A 20,192-nucleotide genomic window follows, 5' to 3' on the forward strand; every position below is an offset into this window, starting at 1 on the left:
TGTGAGTACTTTAGCTGTCGTAGCAATTGGTGGAAATTCTCTGATTCGTGATAACGCGCATGCGACCGTTGAGGATCAATATGAGGCTGTTGTTGAAACAGCCAAACATATTGTGGGAATGATCGAGCAGGGCTATGAAGTGATTGTTACTCATGGCAATGGTCCACAAGTAGGGTTTATCTTAAGAAGGTCTGAAATCGCTAAGGATGTTGCAGCAATGCATCAGGTGCCTCTGGTCAGCTGCGGAGCAGATACCCAAGGAGCTATCGGCTATCAAATCCAGCAAGCACTGGATAATGAATTCAGGAAACGGGGTATGGACAAAACGGCTGTTACAGTTGTAACTCAAGTCGTTGTCTCAGAAAATGACCCTGCTTTTCAAAAACCTACGAAACCCATCGGCTCTTTTTACACCAAAGAGCAGACTGAAGAGATCCAAAAAAATAACCCCTCATGGGTTATGATTGAAGATGCTGGCAGAGGGTATCGCCGGATGGTCGCTTCTCCTCTTCCTCAAGAGATTGTGGAAAAGAATGTAATCAATAAACTGGTACGCGATGGCTATTGTGTTATCAGTGTTGGCGGCGGCGGAATTCCTGTCATCAAACGTGAAGACGGGTTATTACAAGGGATTGACGCAGTTATCGATAAAGATTTTGCTACCAGTCTTTTGGCTGCGGATATTAAAGCAGACGTTCTAATTATTTCAACAGGCGTGCCTACGGTATATTTGAATTATGGCAAGCCTGATGAAAAAGCGTTAGATAAGGTAACTCTGTCTGAGCTTAAGCAGTACGTGGCTGAAAACCATTTTGCTCCGGGAAGCATGCTGCCAAAGATTCAGGCTGTTATCAACTTTTTAGAAAATGGCGGAAAAGAAGCGATCATCACCAATCCTGAATCGCTGGAAGAAGCTGTTGCCGGTAAGACCGGAACCCATATATATCCGTAAAACAGGGGCGGGTATAGGTGAAAATCCAAGGGATCTTTACTTCAGCTAGTTCCTGAATCGGTTAAATTAAATACTTGAGATGGAGTTTAATTCTTCATCTCAAGTATAGGCCGCTAACAAATAAATGTTTAGAGTGTTAGGCCAGCCCACACTGGAAAAGACCCTAAAGACCTGCGGAAGAATCCCCAGACCCGTAAGCAGGGCAGCTTTGTCCACGGAAGCGAACCCATTGCATGGAGAGGCGGTAAAAGCCCACAAAACGGTGCGGGGAAACGTAGCCACAGGTTCACATCAGGTATTACCCGGAGGTTTGGCGAAGTCCCGCACCGGCGAGTGGGCCAGCCTCGGAGTGCTGCGGTGAGCGGATGTGGGCGAAGCTGCCCGACCCGGGAACGCTCTCGCTTTCATCCTCTGCTGGTGCCGCCTTAGCGGCATGGGCGGCTACTCCTGAATGACAAGAGCAAACCGTTAGTAAAGTAGCTTTTTGAGATTAAGATGAGCGCAGAGACGATTCCTCTCGGGAAGCGATCTGCGTCATTCTGTATCCAAGGGCAGTAGTTTCAATGTTGGTTGCCTTTAACCTGAACGGCAGTTAGAGATTTGGCAGTCAGTGATCAGACGAAGGATAACTGCCCAAAAGATACCTACTTAAAATGTTAAACGATAAAAGACAGATAGATTCTTCAGATTAACAACTGAGGAAGTTTCCATAATATTTGTGCCCCAGGATGAGGAGATTTCCCTTAAGGAGAAATGAAACATGGGTATAGTATTAAACGGTGGAACTATTGTTACGGCTGCAGATGTATATCAAGCAGACGTCCGCATTGAAGGCGAGAGAATTGCAGCCATTGGCTGCGATATCAAGCAACCTGGTGACCAGGCAATAGATGTGGATGGCTGTTTTTTGTTTCCAGGAGGTATTGATCCTCATACCCACTTTGATCTCCCGATGGGAGATTTTTCGACATCTGATGACTTTGAATCTGGTACAAAAGCTGCTGTAATGGGCGGGACTACAACTATCATCGATTTTGCCACTCAATTTAAAGGAGAAACCCTAAAAGAAGGTTTAATGAATTGGCATAGAAAAGCTAAAGACAAATGTTTTGCGGACTATGGTTTTCATATGGCGATCACAGATTGGAACGAATCCATTGCGCAAGAAATGTCAGAGTTGATTCACCAGGATGGCGTACCATCCTTTAAGCTTTATATGGCTTATAAGAGCATCTTGCAAGTTGACGATGGGGCCTTATTGCAAGCTTTACGCCAAGCAGGAGAATTTGGGGCGCTTGTCTGTGTGCACTGTGAGAATGGCGACATCGTCTATGATTTAGTTCATGAACATGTAGCAAAGGGCAAAACCTCTCCGTTCTATCATCCGCTGTCACGACCGCCGGTGGTTGAAGAGGAGGCGACTTCCCGGGTGATTACCCTTGCTCAGTTAGCGGGGGCTCCGCTCTATATTGTCCATCTGACCAGCAGCGGTGCACTTCAGGCGGTGAATAATGCGAGGATGAAAGGGCAGGAAGTTTACGCGGAAACCTGCCCCCAGTATCTTTTGTTAGATGACAGCTATTATAGTGCAGAGGGTTTTAATGGTGCCAAATATGTGATTTCACCGCCTTTGCGTCCAGTTCAGCATCAGGAAAGGTTATGGTCGGGCTTGAAAGCCGGGGTTTTAGATGTTGTAGCTACGGACCACTGCGCGCTTAACTATATAGGTCAAAAAGATAAGGGCTTAAATGATTTCAGCAAAATCCCAAATGGTGCGGCCGGAGTTGAAACCCGCATGGGATTGTTGTATACCTATGGAGTTTCAGCCGGTAAGTTAACCTTAAACGAGTTTATAGCCCTGACTTCTACCAATGCGGCAAAACTTTTTGGATTATTTCCCCGAAAAGGAACGATAGCTCCTGGAAGTGATGCCGACCTTGTTGTTTGGGACCCACGTATCTCCACCGTAATAAGGGCGGACGAACTGCACCAGCAAGTCGATTATACCCCTTTTGAAGGTTTTAAACAGAGTGGTCAAGCGATCCACGTTTTCCTGCGTGGAAAACAAGTTGTCCAGGGCGGACAGCTAAGGGTAGATAAACCCACTGGGATCTATTTATCCCGTAAGCCATTCCTTAAGAGAAAGGTTGGGTAACAATGTATAGTATTGATATTAATGGTACAGTCCACACTGTACAAGAGGATAAAAACCTTCTGGATTTTTTGAGAGATGATTTACAGGTTACTTCACTGAAAAATGGGTGTGGAGAAGGAGCCTGCGGCGCTTGTATGCTTTTGGCCGATGGGAAGGCGATGCGTGCTTGTATATTGACAGTTGCTAAGGCTTCCGGTAAAAAGCTTCTGACCATTGAAGGTTTATCTGAGCACGAAAAGGAAGCTTATACTTGGGCATTTGCTGAAGCCGGCGCTGTTCAATGCGGTTTTTGTATACCTGGAATGATTATAAGTGCTAAAGCTTTACTGGATAAGAATCCGAACCCAACTGACCAAGAGATTAAGCAGAGTATTCGCGGAAATATTTGCCGCTGCACAGGCTATATAAAAATTGAAAAAGGAATATTCTTAGCAGGACAAGTTTTACGAGGAGAAATTAATCCCAAATCTCTACAGTCCGGGGCTGGAGTCGGCACCAGCATCCAACGTGTGGATGCCCGTGAAAAAGCCATGGGAACAGGACAATATGTGGATGATATGCATGTGGATAATATGCTTCACGCTGCGGTCTTAAGGGCAAAATATCCCCGGGCTGTTCTCAAATCAGTGGATGTTTCCGAGGCTCGTGCTTATCCTGGTGTAGAAGCGGCTTTAACCGCGGAGGATATCCCGGCAGACCGCCATCATGGACATATTTTCCATGATTGGCCGACAATGGTTTCGATCGGAGAAGAGACAAGGTATGTAGGAGATGCTATTGCTATTGTTGCCGCTCAAACCAAAGAACAAGCCAGAGAAGCCGTTAAATTGATCAAAGTGGAGTATGAAGAGCTTAAACCGATACTTAGCCCGACGGAAGCCCTTGAGGATCAGGCTCCCCGGATTCATGAGAAAGGGAATTTGTTGAGCGTAACTAAGATTAAGCGCGGGAATACTGAGGAAGCCCTGGCTAAATCCGCGCATGTGGTCACGAACCGCTATTCAACCCCCCCGACTGAACATGCCTTCATGGAACCGGAAAGTGCCTTAGCTATCCCTCAGGAAGACGGTGGAGTTACTGTTTATGTAGGGGATCAAAGTGTTTATGATGACCAGCATGGCATTATGGCAATGCTCGGTCTGCCTGAAGAAAAAGTCCGTATAATCAGTAAGCTGGTAGGCGGCGGATTTGGCGGCAAAGAGGATTTAAGTGTCCAGCACCATGCGGCTCTGCTTGCTGTTAAAACCCAAAAACCTGTCAAGCTTACCTTCACGCGCCAGGAAAGTATCTTAGTTCATCCCAAGCGACATGCCATGGAATTGGAAGTTACCACCGGATGCGATGAAAAAGGAAAATTGACGGCTATGGTTGCCAGGATTGTCGCCGATACCGGAGCTTATGCTTCATTAGGCACGGCTGTTCTGCAGCGGGCATGCACCCATGCCAGCGGTCCTTATCAAATCGACAATGTAGAGATTACCGGACTTTGTGTTTATACCAATAATCCACCGGCAGGTGCCTTTCGAGGTTTCGGTGTTCCCCAGTCCTCTTTTGCGGCTGAGACCAATATGGATCTCTTAGCTGAAAAGGTAGGAATTTCCCCATGGGAAATTCGCTACCTCAACGCCTTAGAACCAGGGATGGTAAATTCAACGGGTCAGATTGCGGATGAAGGTACGGCAATCAAGGAAACATTACGGGCGGTTCGTGAAGTTTATGAGTCCCACCCTTATGCGGCAGGAATTGCTTGTGCTATGAAAAACACCGGAATTGGGGTAGGTCTTCCGGATACGGGACGGGTAAAAATAAAAGTCTCCAATGGAAAAGCCTTAGTTCTCACGAGTGCAGCCTGTATCGGGCAGGGTTTTGCCACGATCGCAACTCAGATTGTCCATGAAGCCACTGGATTGCCACTGGAAGTGATTGAAGTTGGTGCGCCCGACACTTGTCTGACTCCAAATTCCGGTACAACAACGGCTTCGCGCCAAACCATGTTCAGTGGTGAGGCTGTGCGCCAAGCAGCTCTAAAGTTACAACAAGCCATGCATGATTCCTCAATTGCGGACTTAGAAGGCCAGGAATTTTATGGAGAATATTTTGGGAAGACTGACCCCATGGATTCAGATAAGCCGAACCCGATTAGCCACGTTGCCTATAGCTATGCGACACATGTTGTTTTACTCAATGAGCAGGGCATGGTTGAAAAGGTTGTGGCTGCTCATGATGTGGGAAGGGCTATTAACCCGAAAGTCATCGAGGGACAGATTGAAGGCGGAGTATGCATGGGTTTGGGATATGCTTTGCGCGAGGATTTCCCTCTCGTTAATGGTGTGCCGGCGGTTAAGTATGCCAAATTAGGGCTCTTACGTTCGACAGAAATGCCTGAAGTTGAATCAGTGATTATTGAGAAGAACTCTTCTCCTTTAGCGTATGGGGCTAAAGGGGTGGGTGAGATCTCGTCTATTCCAACAGCACCAGCCGTTGCATCCGCTTACTACAAGCTTGATGGTAAGCTAAGGTGTTCTTTGCCTTTAAAAGAAACTCCTTATAGAAAATAGTTGTATTTTCCATGATACTTGAACTATATAAGAAACTAACGTAAACTATGTATGAGCGTAGGGGCAATTCGTAAATTGCCCCTACTTCAGAGAATGACCAATTAAAATAGGAGAAACTATGACCAGTTCAGCAACAAGGTTAAGTTTAGGTTTGGTTAGCGGAAGCGGTAGTCTCTGGAATATGACTCATCGGTTACAGGTTACTACGTTCATTGGGGCCGGCGGTAAAACTACATGTCTCAAAACGCTGGCTCATGAAATTGAGTCACTGGGTTTTCCGGTTGTGGCAACGACTACAACAAAAGTATATCCGGAGGATCATATGATTCTTTGGAAAAATCTCAATCCTCCGCCCCAAAAAGCGCAAGGTGCTTGGTTTTGGTATGATAGAACAGAGGATGAAACCGGAAAATGGATTGGTCCGCCGGTCACAGCTGTCGATGAGGGGATTGCAGTGGACAACCTGCGGCAACGGTATTGGGTGATTGAAGGAGATGGAGCCCGGGGGCACAAGTTAAAGTGCTGGGAGTCTTATGAACCGCAAATACCAAAGCTTACTGATTGTGCAGTGTTAGTGTCAGATCGTGGGTTGTGGGGAAGGACTCTGCAATCTGAAGACATTCATAGATATCATCGTTGTATGGATCTTCCAGGGGACGTTTGGAATGCGGAAAGTGCGTGGCATTATTTTTTAAAGTCACCTGTATTTGCGTCGCAATATGCTCATATGTCTTGGGTTATTCTATTCAATGGCTCTGGAAAAGACCTTGTGAAGGAAAGTGTAAATGATCCGAGGAGTTCGTTGGATATCTTAAAGGATCTTTCAGGTAGATGGAAAGATATAAAACAAAACTCTATCGCGGCAAAGAGACCGAAGCATTTGCGCATAGCTGCAGGGGATGCCAAGGAAGGAGAACTCCAATGGTTAGATTTGTGGTAATGGCAGCAGGTTTAGCTACTCGAATGGGTCGGGACAAACTCGCACTTCCCTGGAAAAAGACGACTGTGCTGGGGCATGTTTTACAAACTGTTATTGAGGCCATCAAACTTCAAAAGAGCGTCTCTTCTCAATGCAGGATTGAAATCCATGTCGTTTCACGGCAACCCATTGAAACGTATATTTCGGAAGATGATAAAAAAGAATTCGAAGAACGGGGTGGAATTTGGCATTATGCCCCTGGCCCTCGACCATTAGCTGAGACAATTAAGATAGGGTTACAAGATCTGGGCAGTGATGTACATAGTTTGGCATTCTTACCCGGAGACCAGGTGGGAATAACGGTTCACGAGCTTTCGGACTGCTTGGATGAGGTACTTAGGTTCTTGCCGGACTTTCTTGTACCGATGGCTGGGGAAAAAACGGGATCACCTGTGTTTTTTCATAAACGATATATTCCGGAACTTTCAGAACTCCAAGGGGAGCAAGGCGGAAAAGTTGTTTTAAATCGATACCCGGAGCGGTGGCACAAGTTTCCCGTCGGGGAAAGCTTATTTTACGACGTCGATACTCCGGAGCAATACCAAGTGTTATTTGATAAACACGTGGACAAGGAGAAACGAGCAGATGAATAAGATACATATGAATGGACCGGTAGTATTAATCCGTGGAGCAGGGGAACAAGCTTCGGGAGTAGGCTGGGCTTTGGCTAAAGCCGGTTTTCGAGTGGTGATGACGGAAGTAGCAAACCCCCTAATGGTTCGCTGGCCGGTATGTTTTGGGACGGCCATTGAAGAAGGCCGGTGGCAAGTTGAAGGAATCACGGCATGCCGTGCAGAGTCAGCGGCTTCAGATTGTCAAGCTGCCTGGCAGGCAGGGGAAATTCCAGTCTTAGTCGACCCTAATCTTGAAATGTTATCCGTAGTGAAACCTTTGATATTGGTCGATGCCATCATGGCCAAGAAAAACTTAGGAACGAAGCGGGGGATGGCCCCGATGACGATTGGCTTGGGACCGGGTTTTACAGCAGGCGATGATGTGGATATCGTCATAGAAACTAACCGCGGTCATAATCTGGGCAGGATTATTTATTCGGGATCGGCTCAACCCAATACAGGTATTCCGGGCGAGATCAAGGGTATTTCTAAAGATCGGGTTGTTTATTCTACCAAGACGGGGGTCTTTCGAGCAAAGCGAGATATCGGAGACCAGGTTTTAGCAGGAGATTGTCTGGGAGAAATCGATGATGGCATACAGACTGCAAATGTCGTAACCCTGATTGATGGTGTTTTAAGAGGGTTATTAAGGACAAATACCCCTATTTCTGCAAATGTCAAGATTGGGGATATTGATCCTCGTGGGCAAGAAGAGTATTGTTGGACGATTTCTGAGAAAGCACGTGCTCTTGGGGCCGCAGTTTTATTAAGTATTCTGGAATCCGGTCTGATTAGTCCCCTGAGGGGCAATGAATAGAGTGATTACATAGTATCTTTAACATGAAGGTTTACGGCGGAAAGCAATTGCGAAGCTGCAAGAGTATATCGGAGCGCCAAGCTCATCGTCGGGGTAAAACGCGGGGACAGGTGCACTAAAATTATAGTAGACACACGTTTGGTTGGGTGGTTTTAACATAAATGTAAGTATATATTTTCGTTTTTAAAGAAGGATAATTCAGATATCTATCGAATTTGTATATTGTTAAGTAAATGTTAAATCTAATGACATGCGTTAATCGTTATACAATTAAATAATGTTCTTTAACTCATATATCCTTGATAATTGGATCAGGGGTTTCTACGAAGCAACCGGAATTGCTTCTCTATGAGCCAGAGATGGCCATAGAGTCTTGCAATAGAGGTTGCTTTTTTGTGTGCGAAAAAATAAAGAGTGAAAAAATGGCTGAAGTTGAAGTAGATACTGAGACCGGTATAGTCCGAGTTCTCAAAGTGGTTGCAGTTCATGACGTAGGAAAAGCCCTGAATCAAACTCAAGTGGAAGGGCAGATCGCTGGCGGAGTAACCCAGGGAATAGGGCATGCTTTACTTGAGGACCTGGAATTACACGAGGGCAGGATCAAGAATCCGGCGCTTTCCAGTTATTTGATTCCCACGGCCTTAGATGTGCCTGACATAGAAGCTTTTTTTGTGGAAGATCCGGAATGCACCGGTCCTTTTGGTGCTAAGGGACTCGGCGAACGCGCGATGCTTCCGACCGTTGCGGCTATCATCAATGTTATTGATGATGCTGTGGGAGTGAGAATTACATCTTTGCCAGCGACGCCGGAAAAGATTCTGGAAGGGTTAGCAGAGAAGAAGGAGGTGACCAGTACCAACTCAGAGGGTAGGCGATAGGACTAATAATATTCCTTGGATTTGATTAAACTACAGACTAAGTAAAAAATAGGCTAAATCCATCTTAATGGGAGGGCTGTTCATGTCAACCGTTACGAATAACAATCAGAAAAAGCCACCTGCAAACGAACCAATAGGGTTATTAGATCGATTCTTTCACTTGACAGAAATGGGTACCACCGTGCGTACGGAAATTCTGGCCGGAATAACAACCTTTGTTACCATGGCCTATATCTTGTTTGTAAATCCTAATATTTTGGCGGATGCAGGAATGCCTATTAATGCAACGTTTGCGGCAACGGCAATTGCCGGAGCTTTCGGCACCTTGATTATGGGTTTGTATGCGAACTATCCTATCGCGTTAGCTCCCGGTATGGGGCTAAATGCGTTCTTTACGTACACCGTTGTTCTAGGCATGGGGCTTCCTTGGCAAACTGCTCTAGGTGCCGTCTTTATTTCAGGAGTTGTCTTTTTCTTAATGACTGTCACTAAAGTTCGGGAATGGATTATTGAAGGAATTCCTGAAGTTCTTCGTCTCTCAATTGGAGTAGGTATTGGTATATTTATTGCGTTTATCGGACTTAAGAATGGCGGAATTGTCGTTGCTGACTCCAACACATTCGTGACATTAGGCGATATGAAATCGGGAAGTGCAATTGTGACTGTTTTTGGTTTGATTGTCACTGGATTTTTCATAGCCAGAAGAGTCAAAGGTGGCTTACTGATCGGTATTTTACTGACAACTCTTTTCAGCATGCTTATGGGTTATTCCTCATTACCAACGGGTTTGTCAAGTATTGTATCAGTTACTAATCCGTTTACAGTCATTGCTCCAGTGGCGCTTCAGCTTGATATTATAGGAGCTGTAAGCTACGGATTGATTTCTATCCTATTTGCATTTACGCTAGTCGATTTATTTGATAATATTGGAACATTACTAGGAGTATCACGGAAGGCAGGACTTCTAGACAAAAATGGAAATCTGCCACGTGCCGGGAAAGCCCTAATGGCAGACTCTTTTGGAACAATGTTTGGAGCCGCCGCTGGAACACCGACCGTTACATCCTATATTGAGAGTGCTTCCGGTGTAGCAGAAGGTGGAAAGACCGGGTTAACTGCAGTCACGGTTGCTGGTCTATTTCTGGTATCGCTTATTTTTGCTCCGCTTGTCGGCTTAATCCCAGGAGAAGCAACTGCGCCTATCCTTATATTGGTTGGTACCATGATGATGAGTGAAGTAGTTCATATCAAGTTTGATGACTTTACAGAAGCTTTGCCGGCCTTTTTGACTATCGTGATGATGCCTTTAACCTCCTCTATCGCTCAAGGAATTGCGTTTGGGTTTATGTCTTATACGATCATCAAATTGCTCGCTGGAAGGCATAAGGAAAACAATCTAGTGTTGTATCTCTTCACATTCCTCTTTATTGTTCATTTTGTAATTGGTGGCGGACATTAATCTTTTATATTAATAGCCAGGAAGATGTGTGTCTTTGATCAGAGTTCGATGTGCGATGATTTGAGACTCAACTATCGCACATCGAATGCTGCGCATGGCACGTTGCGGGCTCGGGTATGAAATACGAAAATGCTTGGCGCCTTTTGATTGGTGAAGAGCGCCTTTGGCATGCAAGTGGAAGGGTGGAAATAGGATGCGTGTGCTCTTTAAGAATGCAACTATTGTAACCATGAATGCTGGACGTGAGGTTATCCAAGGTGATCTGCTGGTGGATGACACGCAGATCGCAGCAGTTGGCGGGGTCATTGAACAGCCTGCTGATCAAATAATCGACCTGAATGGAGATTTACTGATACCTGGTTTGATTCAAACTCACATACATTTGTGTCAGACATTATATCGAGGTCAGGCGGATGACCTGGAGCTTTTAGATTGGCTTAGACAGCGAATTTGGCCGCTGGAAGGCGGACATGATCCGGAATCCCTATATGACTCCGCTTTATTAGGCATCGGAGAATTGTTCCTGGGAGGGACAACGACGATTGTGGATATGGAAACCGTGCATCATACAGAACATGCCTTTGAGGCGATCCTGGCCAGCGGCTTGAGAGCTTTGAGCGGAAAGGTTATGATGGATGACTGCAATGGGGATCTTCCGGCTTCCTTACAAGAAACGACGGAAAACTCTCTGCAAGAAAGCGTCGATTTATATGAAAAATATCACGGAAAAGGAAATGGGCGGCTCGAAGTTGCGTTTACCCCCCGTTTCGTTATTTCCTGTACGGATACATTATTAAAAGAGGTTTCGCGTTTGGCCCGTGCAAAAAATGCGTTTGTGCATACACATGCTTCCGAAAACCGATCAGAAATCCAGGTTGTAGAGAGTACGCGAGGGATGCGCAATATTGTCTATTTGGATAAAGTCGGTTTAACCGGTCCAAAGCTGATATTAGCCCATTGCATCTGGCTTGATGAGGCGGAAAAGGAAATTTTGGTCCAGACCAAGACGAGGATTTCTCATTGTCCCTCCTCAAATTTGAAACTGGCCTCGGGAATCGCGCCGATTCCCGAACTTATGAAACGCGGGGCAGAGGTTTCTTTAAGTGCGGACGGGGCGCCCTGCGGCAATAATCTGGATGGGTTCCGGGAAATGCGGCATGCGGCCCTAATTCAGAAACCGTTGCATGGACCGACCGTTATGCCTGCGCGTGAGGTTTTTGAAATGGCGACCCTTGGCGGTGCCCGTGCAATCGGTCATGAACATGATCTGGGAAGTCTGGAAGTTGGGAAAAAAGCAGATTTGGCAGCGGTAAGTTTGCAGGGGTTACACACTTGGCCGGTCGAGCATGTGGATGTTTATTCACAATTAGTCTATCAGGCAGTTTCCTCTGACGTACGTCTGACCATGGTGGATGGACAAATAGTTATGAAAGATCGGCAGCTGCTGACGATAGATGTTCCCAAGCTTAAGATAAGCTCGACTCGAAGTTTGAACCGGGTCATGAAAAGGATAGGCCTTGTGTAGGGGGCTTGCCACACAGCACTCGTGGTCTGCAGCGTACATCCGCCGTTTATGGATGGACTTAGTGTCCCCGGAGCCATGGACAGCGGGGGGAAGCGTATGAGTGGGGAGAGTAGATTGATAATGCCAAGCTTTAAGCAGAGAATGGATGAGGCCCGCGGCCTGGCTAAGATTGACTTAGTTCTTAAACATGCTAAGTTAGTTAATGTCTTTTCAGGAGAAATCCATGAAACGGACATTGGAATCCATCGGGGTAATTTTGTGGGTATCGGGAAGTTCGGGGAAGCGGAAACAGAACTGGATTTAAGCGGCAAGTATGTTGTTCCGGGCTTGATTGACGGGCATGTTCATATTGAAAGCTCGCATCTTTGTCCGGAAGAATTCTGTTCGCTTCTTCTTTCCCATGGTGTAACGACCGCTGTGGTTGACCCCCATGAAATCGCTAATGTCCTGGGGGTTAAGGGAATTCAATATATCCTTGATAGTGTTGAGGACTTACCCTTTAATACCTTTGTCGCCCTTCCTTCATGTGTTCCGGCAACGGATTTGGAAACCTCCGGGGCGAGTCTTGGAGCGAAGGAATTATCACAATTTGTTGATCATCCAAAAGTGATAGGCTTGGGAGAGGTAATGGACTATTTGGGCGTAATTCAGGCCAAGAAGGGTATGGTGGAAAAGTTAGAACTCCCTGTGGGATTTTTCGATGGTCATGCCCCGGGCATATCCGCGCAAGATTTAAATGCCTATTTTCTGGCGGGAATTCATACGGAACATGAGTGTTCTACAGTTGAAGAGGCCAGAGAACGTTTGAGGCGAGGATTTCACATAATGCTTCGAGAGGGAAGCGCTGCCAAAAACCTATTAGATCTTTTGCCTGCCGTGACCCCGCAAAATTCCGGACAATGTCTTCTGGTAACGGATGACCGTCACCCCAGTGATCTAATGAATGAGGGGAGTATAGATCATCTTGTGCGTATGGCGATAAAGGCGGGCATGGACCCTATTCAAGTCATCCAAATGGCGACGATTAACGCGGCACGTGCCATCGGGCTTGCTCATCTGGGAGCAGTAGCACCCGGATATCAGGCGGACTTCGTTGTTTTGGATGATCTTAACCGATTTGAGATTAAGGAAGTTTATTGGCGCGGGATAAAACAAAGTGGAAGCAAAGAACGACCGCGATTTCCGCGCTCCGGCTGTGCGGGACTTAAAGGAAGTATCCATCTTGGAGAATGGTCTTCCGCCAAGCTCAGGGTCTTGGCCAATGGCGAAACGAATGAAGGTCTTGCCCGGGTCCGGGTTATTGGAGTCCAAGAACATTCTTTAGTAACGTCTGAGTTGATTCGGGAATTACCGGTTAAAAATGGCCTTATCAATCCAGATCCATCTCAAAGGATCGCCAAGCTGGCTGTGTTGGAACGACATCACGAAACGGGTAATGTTGGTCTCGGTTTTGTCGAAGGATTGGGCTTGCGAAAGGGGGCTATCGCTTCGACGGTTGCCCATGACTCGCATAATTTGGTGGTTGCAGGGATGAGCGATGAAGAGATGCACCTCGCAGTTATGACCTGTGTCGAGATGGGAGGTGGCCTTTGTCTAGTCGATGGAAATCAGGTGATTGGGAAGCTTCCTTTGCCGATAGCAGGACTTATGACCGATCAGGATGCCGAAGCAGTCGCACGAATCCTGAGTGAATTGCATGAGAGGGCAGTCTGGCTGGGAATCAGTGAAAAGGTCGATCCGTTTATGACCCTGGCCTTTCTTTCTCTGCCCGTCATTCCGTCAATAAAACTGACAGACTTAGGCTTAGTGGATGTGGAGCATTTTCAAATAATTTCGGCTGTTCTATAAAGGTCTGGGAACCAGACCGCAAATTAGCATAGAGAATGAAAATTGTCATCTTTAAGTTATGATTATTTAACTGAAGGTGGCTTTTTCGTTAATTAAGCAAGGTTTCTTAAATGGTTAAACTGATTTTTAGGTTTATAAAAATGTTGATTATTATTAGTAAATAGCATAAAATTATTAACTAATATTAATTATCAATTTGATGTTTGGGACTAAAGGAAAAATATTTTCGGAATTTAATCAATTAAAGGTTTTTTAGATATTTTGACGAATTAAATCGTTTAGGGAACATGACACAAATGGATAGGGTGAAAATTCATGCGCTTGGTAAACACTCGGTATGTTAAGGAAGGATCAGTCCTGGCACGTCCTGTGATCAATGCTTCAGGCAGTGTTTTATTGCAGACAGGAGTGCGTGTAACGGCTGCCTATATTGAACGTTTGATAGACATGGGATATGATGTTCTATTTATAGAGGATGACCGGTTGGATGATGTCGAGTACGGTATGTCTATTTCCGGGAAGACACGGAAAGTTGCTTATAAAACAATTAAGCATGTCAGCAGTTATATTGAAAATGGTATGGAAGGTTTATTAGTGGCGGACGATGTGCGCGTGGTTATTCAGCAAATGGTTAATGATTTGTTGGCTAGTTCAGACATTCTGGGGAATCTGACCGAAATTCAGGGATACGACAATTATACATTTCACCATTCTATTAATACATCCATGCTTGGGCTTATATTGGGCATTGCCTCCGGGTATTCTGAACAGAAATTGATTGAACTTGGTATGGGCATACTAATGCATGATATCGGAAAGATTTTGATTCCAGAGTCAATTTTAAATAAGAAGACGCCGCTGACAGTGGAGGAATTTGAGGAGATCAAGCTGCATACGGTCAAGGGATTTGAAATTCTGCGTAAAAATAATGATTTTAGTTTACTCTCCAGTCATATCGCCTTTCAGCATCAAGAGAAATGGAATGGGTCAGGTTATCCGAGGGGGCTTAAAGGAAACGAAATTCACGAGTATGGCCGGTTGACGGCGGTAGCTGATGTGTATGAAGCCCTTACCAGTAAACGAGTTTATCGCAACGCGATTGAGCCAAATGAAGCTTTCGAATATATCATCTCTCAATCCAATTCGCATTTTTGTCCAACAACGCTTGAAGTGTTTAAGAAACATATTGCGGTTTACCCTTCAGGTTCCGGAATTCTTCTTAGTAATGGACAAAGGGGTAATGTTGTAAAACAAAACCCGTTGTTTCCAAATCGTCCTTACGTAAGGGTATTCTATGAGAATGAACGGGAATTAGCCTGTCCAATTGATTATAATCTGGCGGAATGTCCGTCTCTAATGATTGTTTTAGTAGATAATCGGTAATATCCGGGAAGCAGTCAAACGAAAAAGGTTGAGCCTTAGGTTTGCTTCGATAGAACGAAGTAAACCTAAGGCTCTTTCCATAAAGTTAGTACAGGCTAAGTTATCTTTAAAAGTTTTTTAAAGTCCTCGATTTGATGAACCGGCTGCTGGCAGGAGAAGTTTTGACACAAATACGCAGTTGTTTGACTTGGATCAAGAGGGTAATCCTGGACCCAGGGAACAATTTCGCCAAGACTTCCTTCTTGGTATAGAACCGAAGCAAAGGGGCGAAACGTGGAAAAGAAAAGCTGACGCATTTCGGGAAGATCTGCTGAGTCGAGGGAACCAGCTAATACTAATTCCTGAGTAGGATGAAGGGCGAATTGCAGTGCTTGAAGAAAAGCTGTATATCCGGAGGGATGTTCTTCCAGAACCGCTCGGAAATCCAGAAGCTGCTGTTCTGCTTTACGCTCCCAACGCTCATCGCCGGTCAGCCGGCCTAAGCGAAGGAGGTTGAGAGCTGTGATCGAGTTGCCGGAAGGAAGTGCTCCATCATAGCTTTCTTTAGGACGGAAGAGAAGTTCTTCGGCATCTGATCCGGTTAAATAGTATCCGCCGATTTCTTTGTCCCAAAAGAGCCGGTCCTGTTCCTCTTGAAACTGAAGTGCAGTTTGGAGGAACTGAGGTTTACCGCTGGCTGAGTAAACCTCCAGAAGACCCCAGATAAAGAAGGCATAGTCGTCTAAGTACCCAAGATAGGCGGTATCACCCTCTCGGTAGCGGGCCATAAGACGTCCATCACTGCGCCGCAGATGAGTAAGAATAAAATTTACAGCTTTTTGAGCGGCATCTAAGTAAGAATTATTGCCAAGGACCTGAGCACCTTTCGCCAAGGCAGCAATCATCAGACCGTTCCATGCGGTTAAAATTTTATCGTCTTTATGAGGGTGAATACGTTTTTCGCGTGCAGCAAAGAGTATTTGACGGGCGCTTTCCAGAGAGTGCAAAAGCTCATCTTCGGAAAGGCCGTTGTCGCGGGCGACATTCTTGATATTCCCTTGTAAAAGGTTGGGGATGTTCCTTCCTTCGAAATTACCCTGAGATGTGACATCATAAACGGCACAATACTTAATGGCTGTTTCTTGGTCCAGTACGGCTTCAATTTCCTGAGGAGTCCAGACGTAGAATTTTCCTTCTTCTCCCTCGGAGTCAGCATCTTCGGCTGAGTAAAAACCACCTTCCGGGGAGGTCATATCCCGAAGCACATAAGTAAAGATTTCCTGAGCTATCTGAGCATGCTTGGTAAAATGAGCAGCCTGATAACTTTCCAAGTAGGCCAGGGCTAGTAAGGCATTGTCATAGAGCATTTTTTCAAAGTGGGGTACTAACCACTTTTCATCCGTACTATACCTGGCAAAACCGAATCCTATATGATCATACATGCCGCCGAGAGCCATACCATCGAGAGTTTTGCGGACCATTTCTCTTGCCTTATCTTGAGGGTGTTCCCCGGCATAGCGCAGCAGGAAGGTAAGGGTATGGGGAGCAGGGAATTTTGGTGCACGGCCAAACCCTCCGTAATGTGGATCAAAGCTGTGGGCTAAGATTTCATAAGCTTGGGAGATAACCTTAGTCCCCCAGGATTTGAAAGAGTCTGAATTCTCTTTAAGGTCACCGGCCATGGCGGATGAGGTTTTATCGGGAAGTGAACGCCCTGATTGCAGGGCAGCCACTATCTGATCAGCAGTCTCTCGCAGTTTGTCTTCATTATTTGCCCAGAGAGTCCCAACTTGATCTAAGAGTTCCATGACTCCTTTATAGCCATAACGTTCAGTTTTAGGAAAGTATGTCCCTGCAAAAAACGGTTTTTTTTCGGGTGTCATAATAATTGTGAGCGGCCAGCCCCCTGACCCGGTAAGAGCCTGACAGAAGGCCATGTACAAATGGTCGACATCCGGGCGTTCTTCCCGATCAACTTTTATGGAGACAAAGCAGCGGTTAAGTAAAGCGGCAACCTCTTCGTCTTCAAAGGATTCACGTTCCATGACGTGGCACCAATGACATGTCGGCAAAAGACCAAACTACGAATACCCAATAGATAAGAAAACAGGTTTATTCTCTGTTTTTGCAACCTGAAAAGCCTCTTCGCTCCAAGGATACCAATTGACGGGATTATAGGCATGTTGGAGCAAGTAGGGCGATTTCTCGTTAGCTAATCTATTGGGCGTTCGGTTGTTTGTAGTCATGGGCAACACCACCTTTCTATTATAAATTTATAAATAATAACGAGCCTTATGGGATTGGTACTATTATGTCCCACGAGGCTCATTTATTATTTAAATTCGATTGTATTTCAATCAGTATGTACATACGAAACCTTGGCTAATATCGCGTGCATAGTCGGTTGATTTCTTCCAATGTGGATACATTCATTACGTTTGCGAATTTCAACTTCATCATAGGTTATTACATCCATCAAACGAATAGTCAATATACGTCTGTTTAATATTCTTATATAGCTCTCTTGAGATTGGAACGGGACTATTTGAAAATGTGATGATATCTTTATCGGTAAAACTGTGAATATAGTCCATATTCACTATGTAAGAGCGGTGGGGCTTGATAAACCGCTTATCGCTCAGCAAGTCGTTTTCGAGCTGGCTCATAGTACCAAGGCTTTCCAAAACCTCACCGTTTGTTAAGTGGAAGAATAATGTGCGCCTTAAAACCTCGATATATTCGAGCCTATGATAAAAAACTTTTGTTAAACACATTTTAGATTTTATGATGATTCCCTTTTCTCTTTTATCAACAATATCAGAGCAAGCCATTTCTAAAATGGGGATAAGCTCCTCTTTTTTTATTGGCTTTAATAGGTAATAAAAAGCATTTACCTTGTAAGAATCCACGGCAAACTCGCGTGATGAGGTTAAAAAAACTATTTTAGAAAGGTTATTACTCTTTCTAATCTCTGCTGCAACTTCAATACCAGTTATCAAAGGCATCACAACATCTAAAATTAAAATATCATAGCTTATTCCATTTTCTGTTGTTTTAAGCAGATCCAAGCCGTTTGAAAAGGTGTCGCATTTAATATTATATTTAGAAATATGAGAAGCCTTAAACGTCTCTACGATTTGTTCTATCAATAATAATTCGGTGTTATTGTCATCGCATATTGCAATTTGTAACATAAAAAGAGTCATTCCTTTCGCTGTCGGTATGGCAAAAAATGAGTGAAAGCAGAATCTCATATGTCGTATAATTCTACTAGGATTAGATTAATTATATCATTTATATTCGTAACGAAAAGCAGGCGTTTCATACAGATGGCGATTTATTTGAAGCACTTCATGCTACAGTAAGTGGAGGTTAGGGTTAGTGAAAGAAAGCAACATGGACAGATGTGGTTAATGAAGCAAGCTACGATGTACTACTCTGGAAGAGCCCAAGGAGCAGCAGTAAACGTTGGAGTAGGAATATCTAGGCAAAAACGAAAACTAGACCTAGAAGAGAGAAATCTCTCCTAGGTCTAGTTTCTTCGTTTTGGGGAGAAGTTCGTTAAACGCTTACTTTACGCAAAATCATCCCTAGGACCAAGATTACAGTTCATGACAGAAAACAACCGTTTCATGCAGGTCTCAATTTATTTCATATATTTATTGCTATAATACTATGAATCTAGATGGAAGAATGCCAAGTTCGAAAAATTTGTAACAAAAGGCTGAGTCTATGAAAACGGATTTGTCTTGTTGATGATAAATTATTATGTACCTACCCATAACGTTGATTGGTATGAAAGAAGGTTTGGAAACTTATGAAAAGAATAATAGCCGCTGTATTATTGATATTAATACTAATTGTCGGATGCTCTAACAATAGTTTGAAAAGCGATAATCGTAAACCTATTCTAAATCAAATGAATAATGAACATGAGACTCAGAATCAGGGCATTAGTATTTTTGAAAGCAAAGAGGATAATCAAAGCGGAATAAAATCTAAAGTTGCAATCAAGACATATTATAAAGAGCCGCCATCATTAAAGGATGAAAATACGATAATTCTCAATGGTTTACTGAAGGGAGAATTTATTGAAGTTGTTGTAGAAGGAGAGATTAAGGATTTTAAACATGTAGAATTAAAATGGGACGACAAACTAAAGGCATTGATAGAGACAAGGGTTATTAATAAGTTTGATACACTAACCAATAAAACTATTGTCATACAAACATATTTACCAGACGGGATACCCTCTGAAAAAGTTCAATGGAAGACGATATCTGGGAAAGCATATGAATTTATTATTGCAGAAAATAATTTAGGAATTGGTCGAAAGGAAGAGGGTATTACGGAAGAGAAACCAATTCTTACTTCTAATGCATCAACAACTGTTCAGAATTCAGCTAATGATAATAATCCGACACTGCCCCTTAAGGGTAAGGATTTAGAAGGCTTTATTCCGGAGGGGTGGGACATCAAGAGTTCCGCTGAAGGCGATTTGAACATGGATTCTTTGCTCGATATTGTAGCTGTAATTGAGAAAAAAGATGATGAAGATAGTTCGTTTCCACGTATTCTCTTTGTTCTTGTTCAAGACAAGGATAGATCCTATACATTAACTGTTAAGACTGCTACGGCGATTATGAGAGCAAACGAAGGTGGAGTATGGGGAGATCCTTTTGAAAGCATTTCCGTTGATAGAGGATCAATTCTATTAAGTTTCTGTGGTGGAAGTAATTGGAGATGGTATAAACAATATCGATTTAGATTTCAAGATAATGGTTGGTACTTAATTGGAGCTACACTTGGTTCATACTTTACAGGAACAACGACAAGAGAGAATGCCGATCAGGAAGATTATAACTTGCTCACGGGAGAAACTATTATAAAAAAGGCGGGTGAAAACGGCAGGATTAACGCGACAAAAAGCAATCGGGGGATAAAGGCACTCCTTAATTTAAATAAATTTAACGTGGATTCTGAGGAAAAGCAGTTTTAGCCTGAGAAATACGCCATCAATGCCTGTGAGAATTATATTATAAAGG

At 44.2% G+C, this 20,192-nt stretch carries 14 protein-coding genes, 1 pseudogene and 1 riboswitch; of the genes and pseudogenes, 13 read left to right on the forward strand and 2 right to left on the reverse strand.

Annotated features, from left to right (window positions below; translation table 11 throughout):
- The first annotated feature begins 1 nt into the window (after position 1).
- The 12 genes from arcC to DESYODRAFT_RS06395 all read left to right on the forward strand — a co-directional run bounded on the left by arcC (position 2) and on the right by DESYODRAFT_RS06395 (position 15,168).
- A complete protein-coding gene (gene arcC, locus DESYODRAFT_RS06345; RefSeq protein ID WP_007780889.1) occupies positions 2-952 on the forward strand; it encodes a carbamate kinase in 951 nt (316 codons plus the stop codon).
- Between the two features lie 124 nt (positions 953-1,076).
- Entirely contained in the window at positions 1,077-1,313 is a 237-nt protein-coding gene (locus tag DESYODRAFT_RS29025; protein WP_242833547.1) for a hypothetical protein, read from the forward strand.
- Between the two features lie 399 nt (positions 1,314-1,712).
- Positions 1,713-3,107, forward strand: coding sequence for a dihydropyrimidinase (gene hydA / locus DESYODRAFT_RS06350; protein ID WP_007780892.1), 1,395 nt, complete (start codon positions 1,713-1,715; stop codon positions 3,105-3,107).
- Between the two features lie 2 nt (positions 3,108-3,109).
- Positions 3,110-5,665 (forward strand): selenium-dependent xanthine dehydrogenase, encoded by a 2,556-nt coding sequence (gene xdh, locus DESYODRAFT_RS06355; RefSeq protein WP_007780893.1) that lies wholly within the window; start codon positions 3,110-3,112, stop codon positions 5,663-5,665.
- Positions 5,666-5,783: 118 nt separating this feature from the next.
- Positions 5,784-6,605 (forward strand): selenium cofactor biosynthesis protein YqeC, encoded by an 822-nt coding sequence (gene yqeC, locus DESYODRAFT_RS06360; RefSeq protein WP_007780895.1) that lies wholly within the window; start codon positions 5,784-5,786, stop codon positions 6,603-6,605.
- Positions 6,587-7,237: a nucleotidyltransferase family protein gene (locus DESYODRAFT_RS06365; RefSeq protein WP_007780897.1), complete on the forward strand. Its 651-nt coding sequence runs from the start codon at positions 6,587-6,589 to the stop codon at positions 7,235-7,237. Before yqeC ends, DESYODRAFT_RS06365 begins: the two co-directional genes overlap by 19 nt.
- Positions 7,230-8,075 (forward strand): selenium-dependent molybdenum cofactor biosynthesis protein YqeB, encoded by an 846-nt coding sequence (gene yqeB, locus DESYODRAFT_RS06370; RefSeq protein ID WP_007780899.1) that lies wholly within the window; start codon positions 7,230-7,232, stop codon positions 8,073-8,075. The genes DESYODRAFT_RS06365 and yqeB overlap by 8 nt, the downstream gene beginning before the upstream one ends.
- 269 nt (positions 8,076-8,344) lie before the next feature.
- Positions 8,345-8,444: riboswitch (purine riboswitch) on the forward strand.
- 53 nt (positions 8,445-8,497) lie between these two features.
- Complete coding sequence (locus DESYODRAFT_RS06375; protein WP_242833549.1) at positions 8,498-8,953, forward strand: xanthine dehydrogenase family protein molybdopterin-binding subunit; 456 nt, start codon at positions 8,498-8,500, stop codon at positions 8,951-8,953.
- Between the two features lie 82 nt (positions 8,954-9,035).
- Entirely contained in the window at positions 9,036-10,412 is a 1,377-nt protein-coding gene (locus tag DESYODRAFT_RS06380; RefSeq protein WP_007780901.1) for an NCS2 family permease, read from the forward strand.
- Between the two features lie 193 nt (positions 10,413-10,605).
- A complete protein-coding gene (locus DESYODRAFT_RS06385) occupies positions 10,606-11,937 on the forward strand; it encodes a 5'-deoxyadenosine deaminase (RefSeq protein WP_007780903.1) in 1,332 nt (443 codons plus the stop codon).
- A gap of 120 nt (positions 11,938-12,057) precedes the next feature.
- The gene (gene ade / locus DESYODRAFT_RS06390; RefSeq protein ID WP_052315240.1) at positions 12,058-13,785 is read left to right on the forward strand and encodes an adenine deaminase; all 1,728 of its coding nucleotides are present in this window, start codon (positions 12,058-12,060) and stop codon (positions 13,783-13,785) included.
- Positions 13,786-14,100: 315 nt separating this feature from the next.
- A complete protein-coding gene (locus DESYODRAFT_RS06395; protein ID WP_007780909.1) occupies positions 14,101-15,168 on the forward strand; it encodes an HD-GYP domain-containing protein in 1,068 nt (355 codons plus the stop codon).
- 95 nt (positions 15,169-15,263) lie between these two features.
- Here the strand turns inward: DESYODRAFT_RS06395 and DESYODRAFT_RS06400 are convergent.
- Together DESYODRAFT_RS06400 and DESYODRAFT_RS06405 are read right to left on the reverse strand one after the other, a co-directional pair.
- Positions 15,264-17,393 (reverse strand): annotated as a pseudogene (locus DESYODRAFT_RS06400) (thioredoxin domain-containing protein).
- Positions 17,394-17,603: 210 nt separating this feature from the next.
- Positions 17,604-18,341 (reverse strand): LytR/AlgR family response regulator transcription factor, encoded by a 738-nt coding sequence (locus tag DESYODRAFT_RS06405; protein ID WP_007780911.1) that lies wholly within the window; start codon positions 18,339-18,341, stop codon positions 17,604-17,606.
- A 623-nt stretch (positions 18,342-18,964) separates the two neighbouring features.
- On the opposite strand from DESYODRAFT_RS06405, the gene DESYODRAFT_RS06410 reads away from it, so the two are divergent.
- Positions 18,965-20,146, forward strand: coding sequence for a hypothetical protein (locus tag DESYODRAFT_RS06410; RefSeq protein WP_007780914.1), 1,182 nt, complete (start codon positions 18,965-18,967; stop codon positions 20,144-20,146).
- Positions 20,147-20,192: the final 46 nt, after the last annotated feature.

Source organism: Desulfosporosinus youngiae DSM 17734 (assembly GCF_000244895.1).
GTDB lineage: Bacteria > Bacillota > Desulfitobacteriia > Desulfitobacteriales > Desulfitobacteriaceae > Desulfosporosinus > Desulfosporosinus youngiae.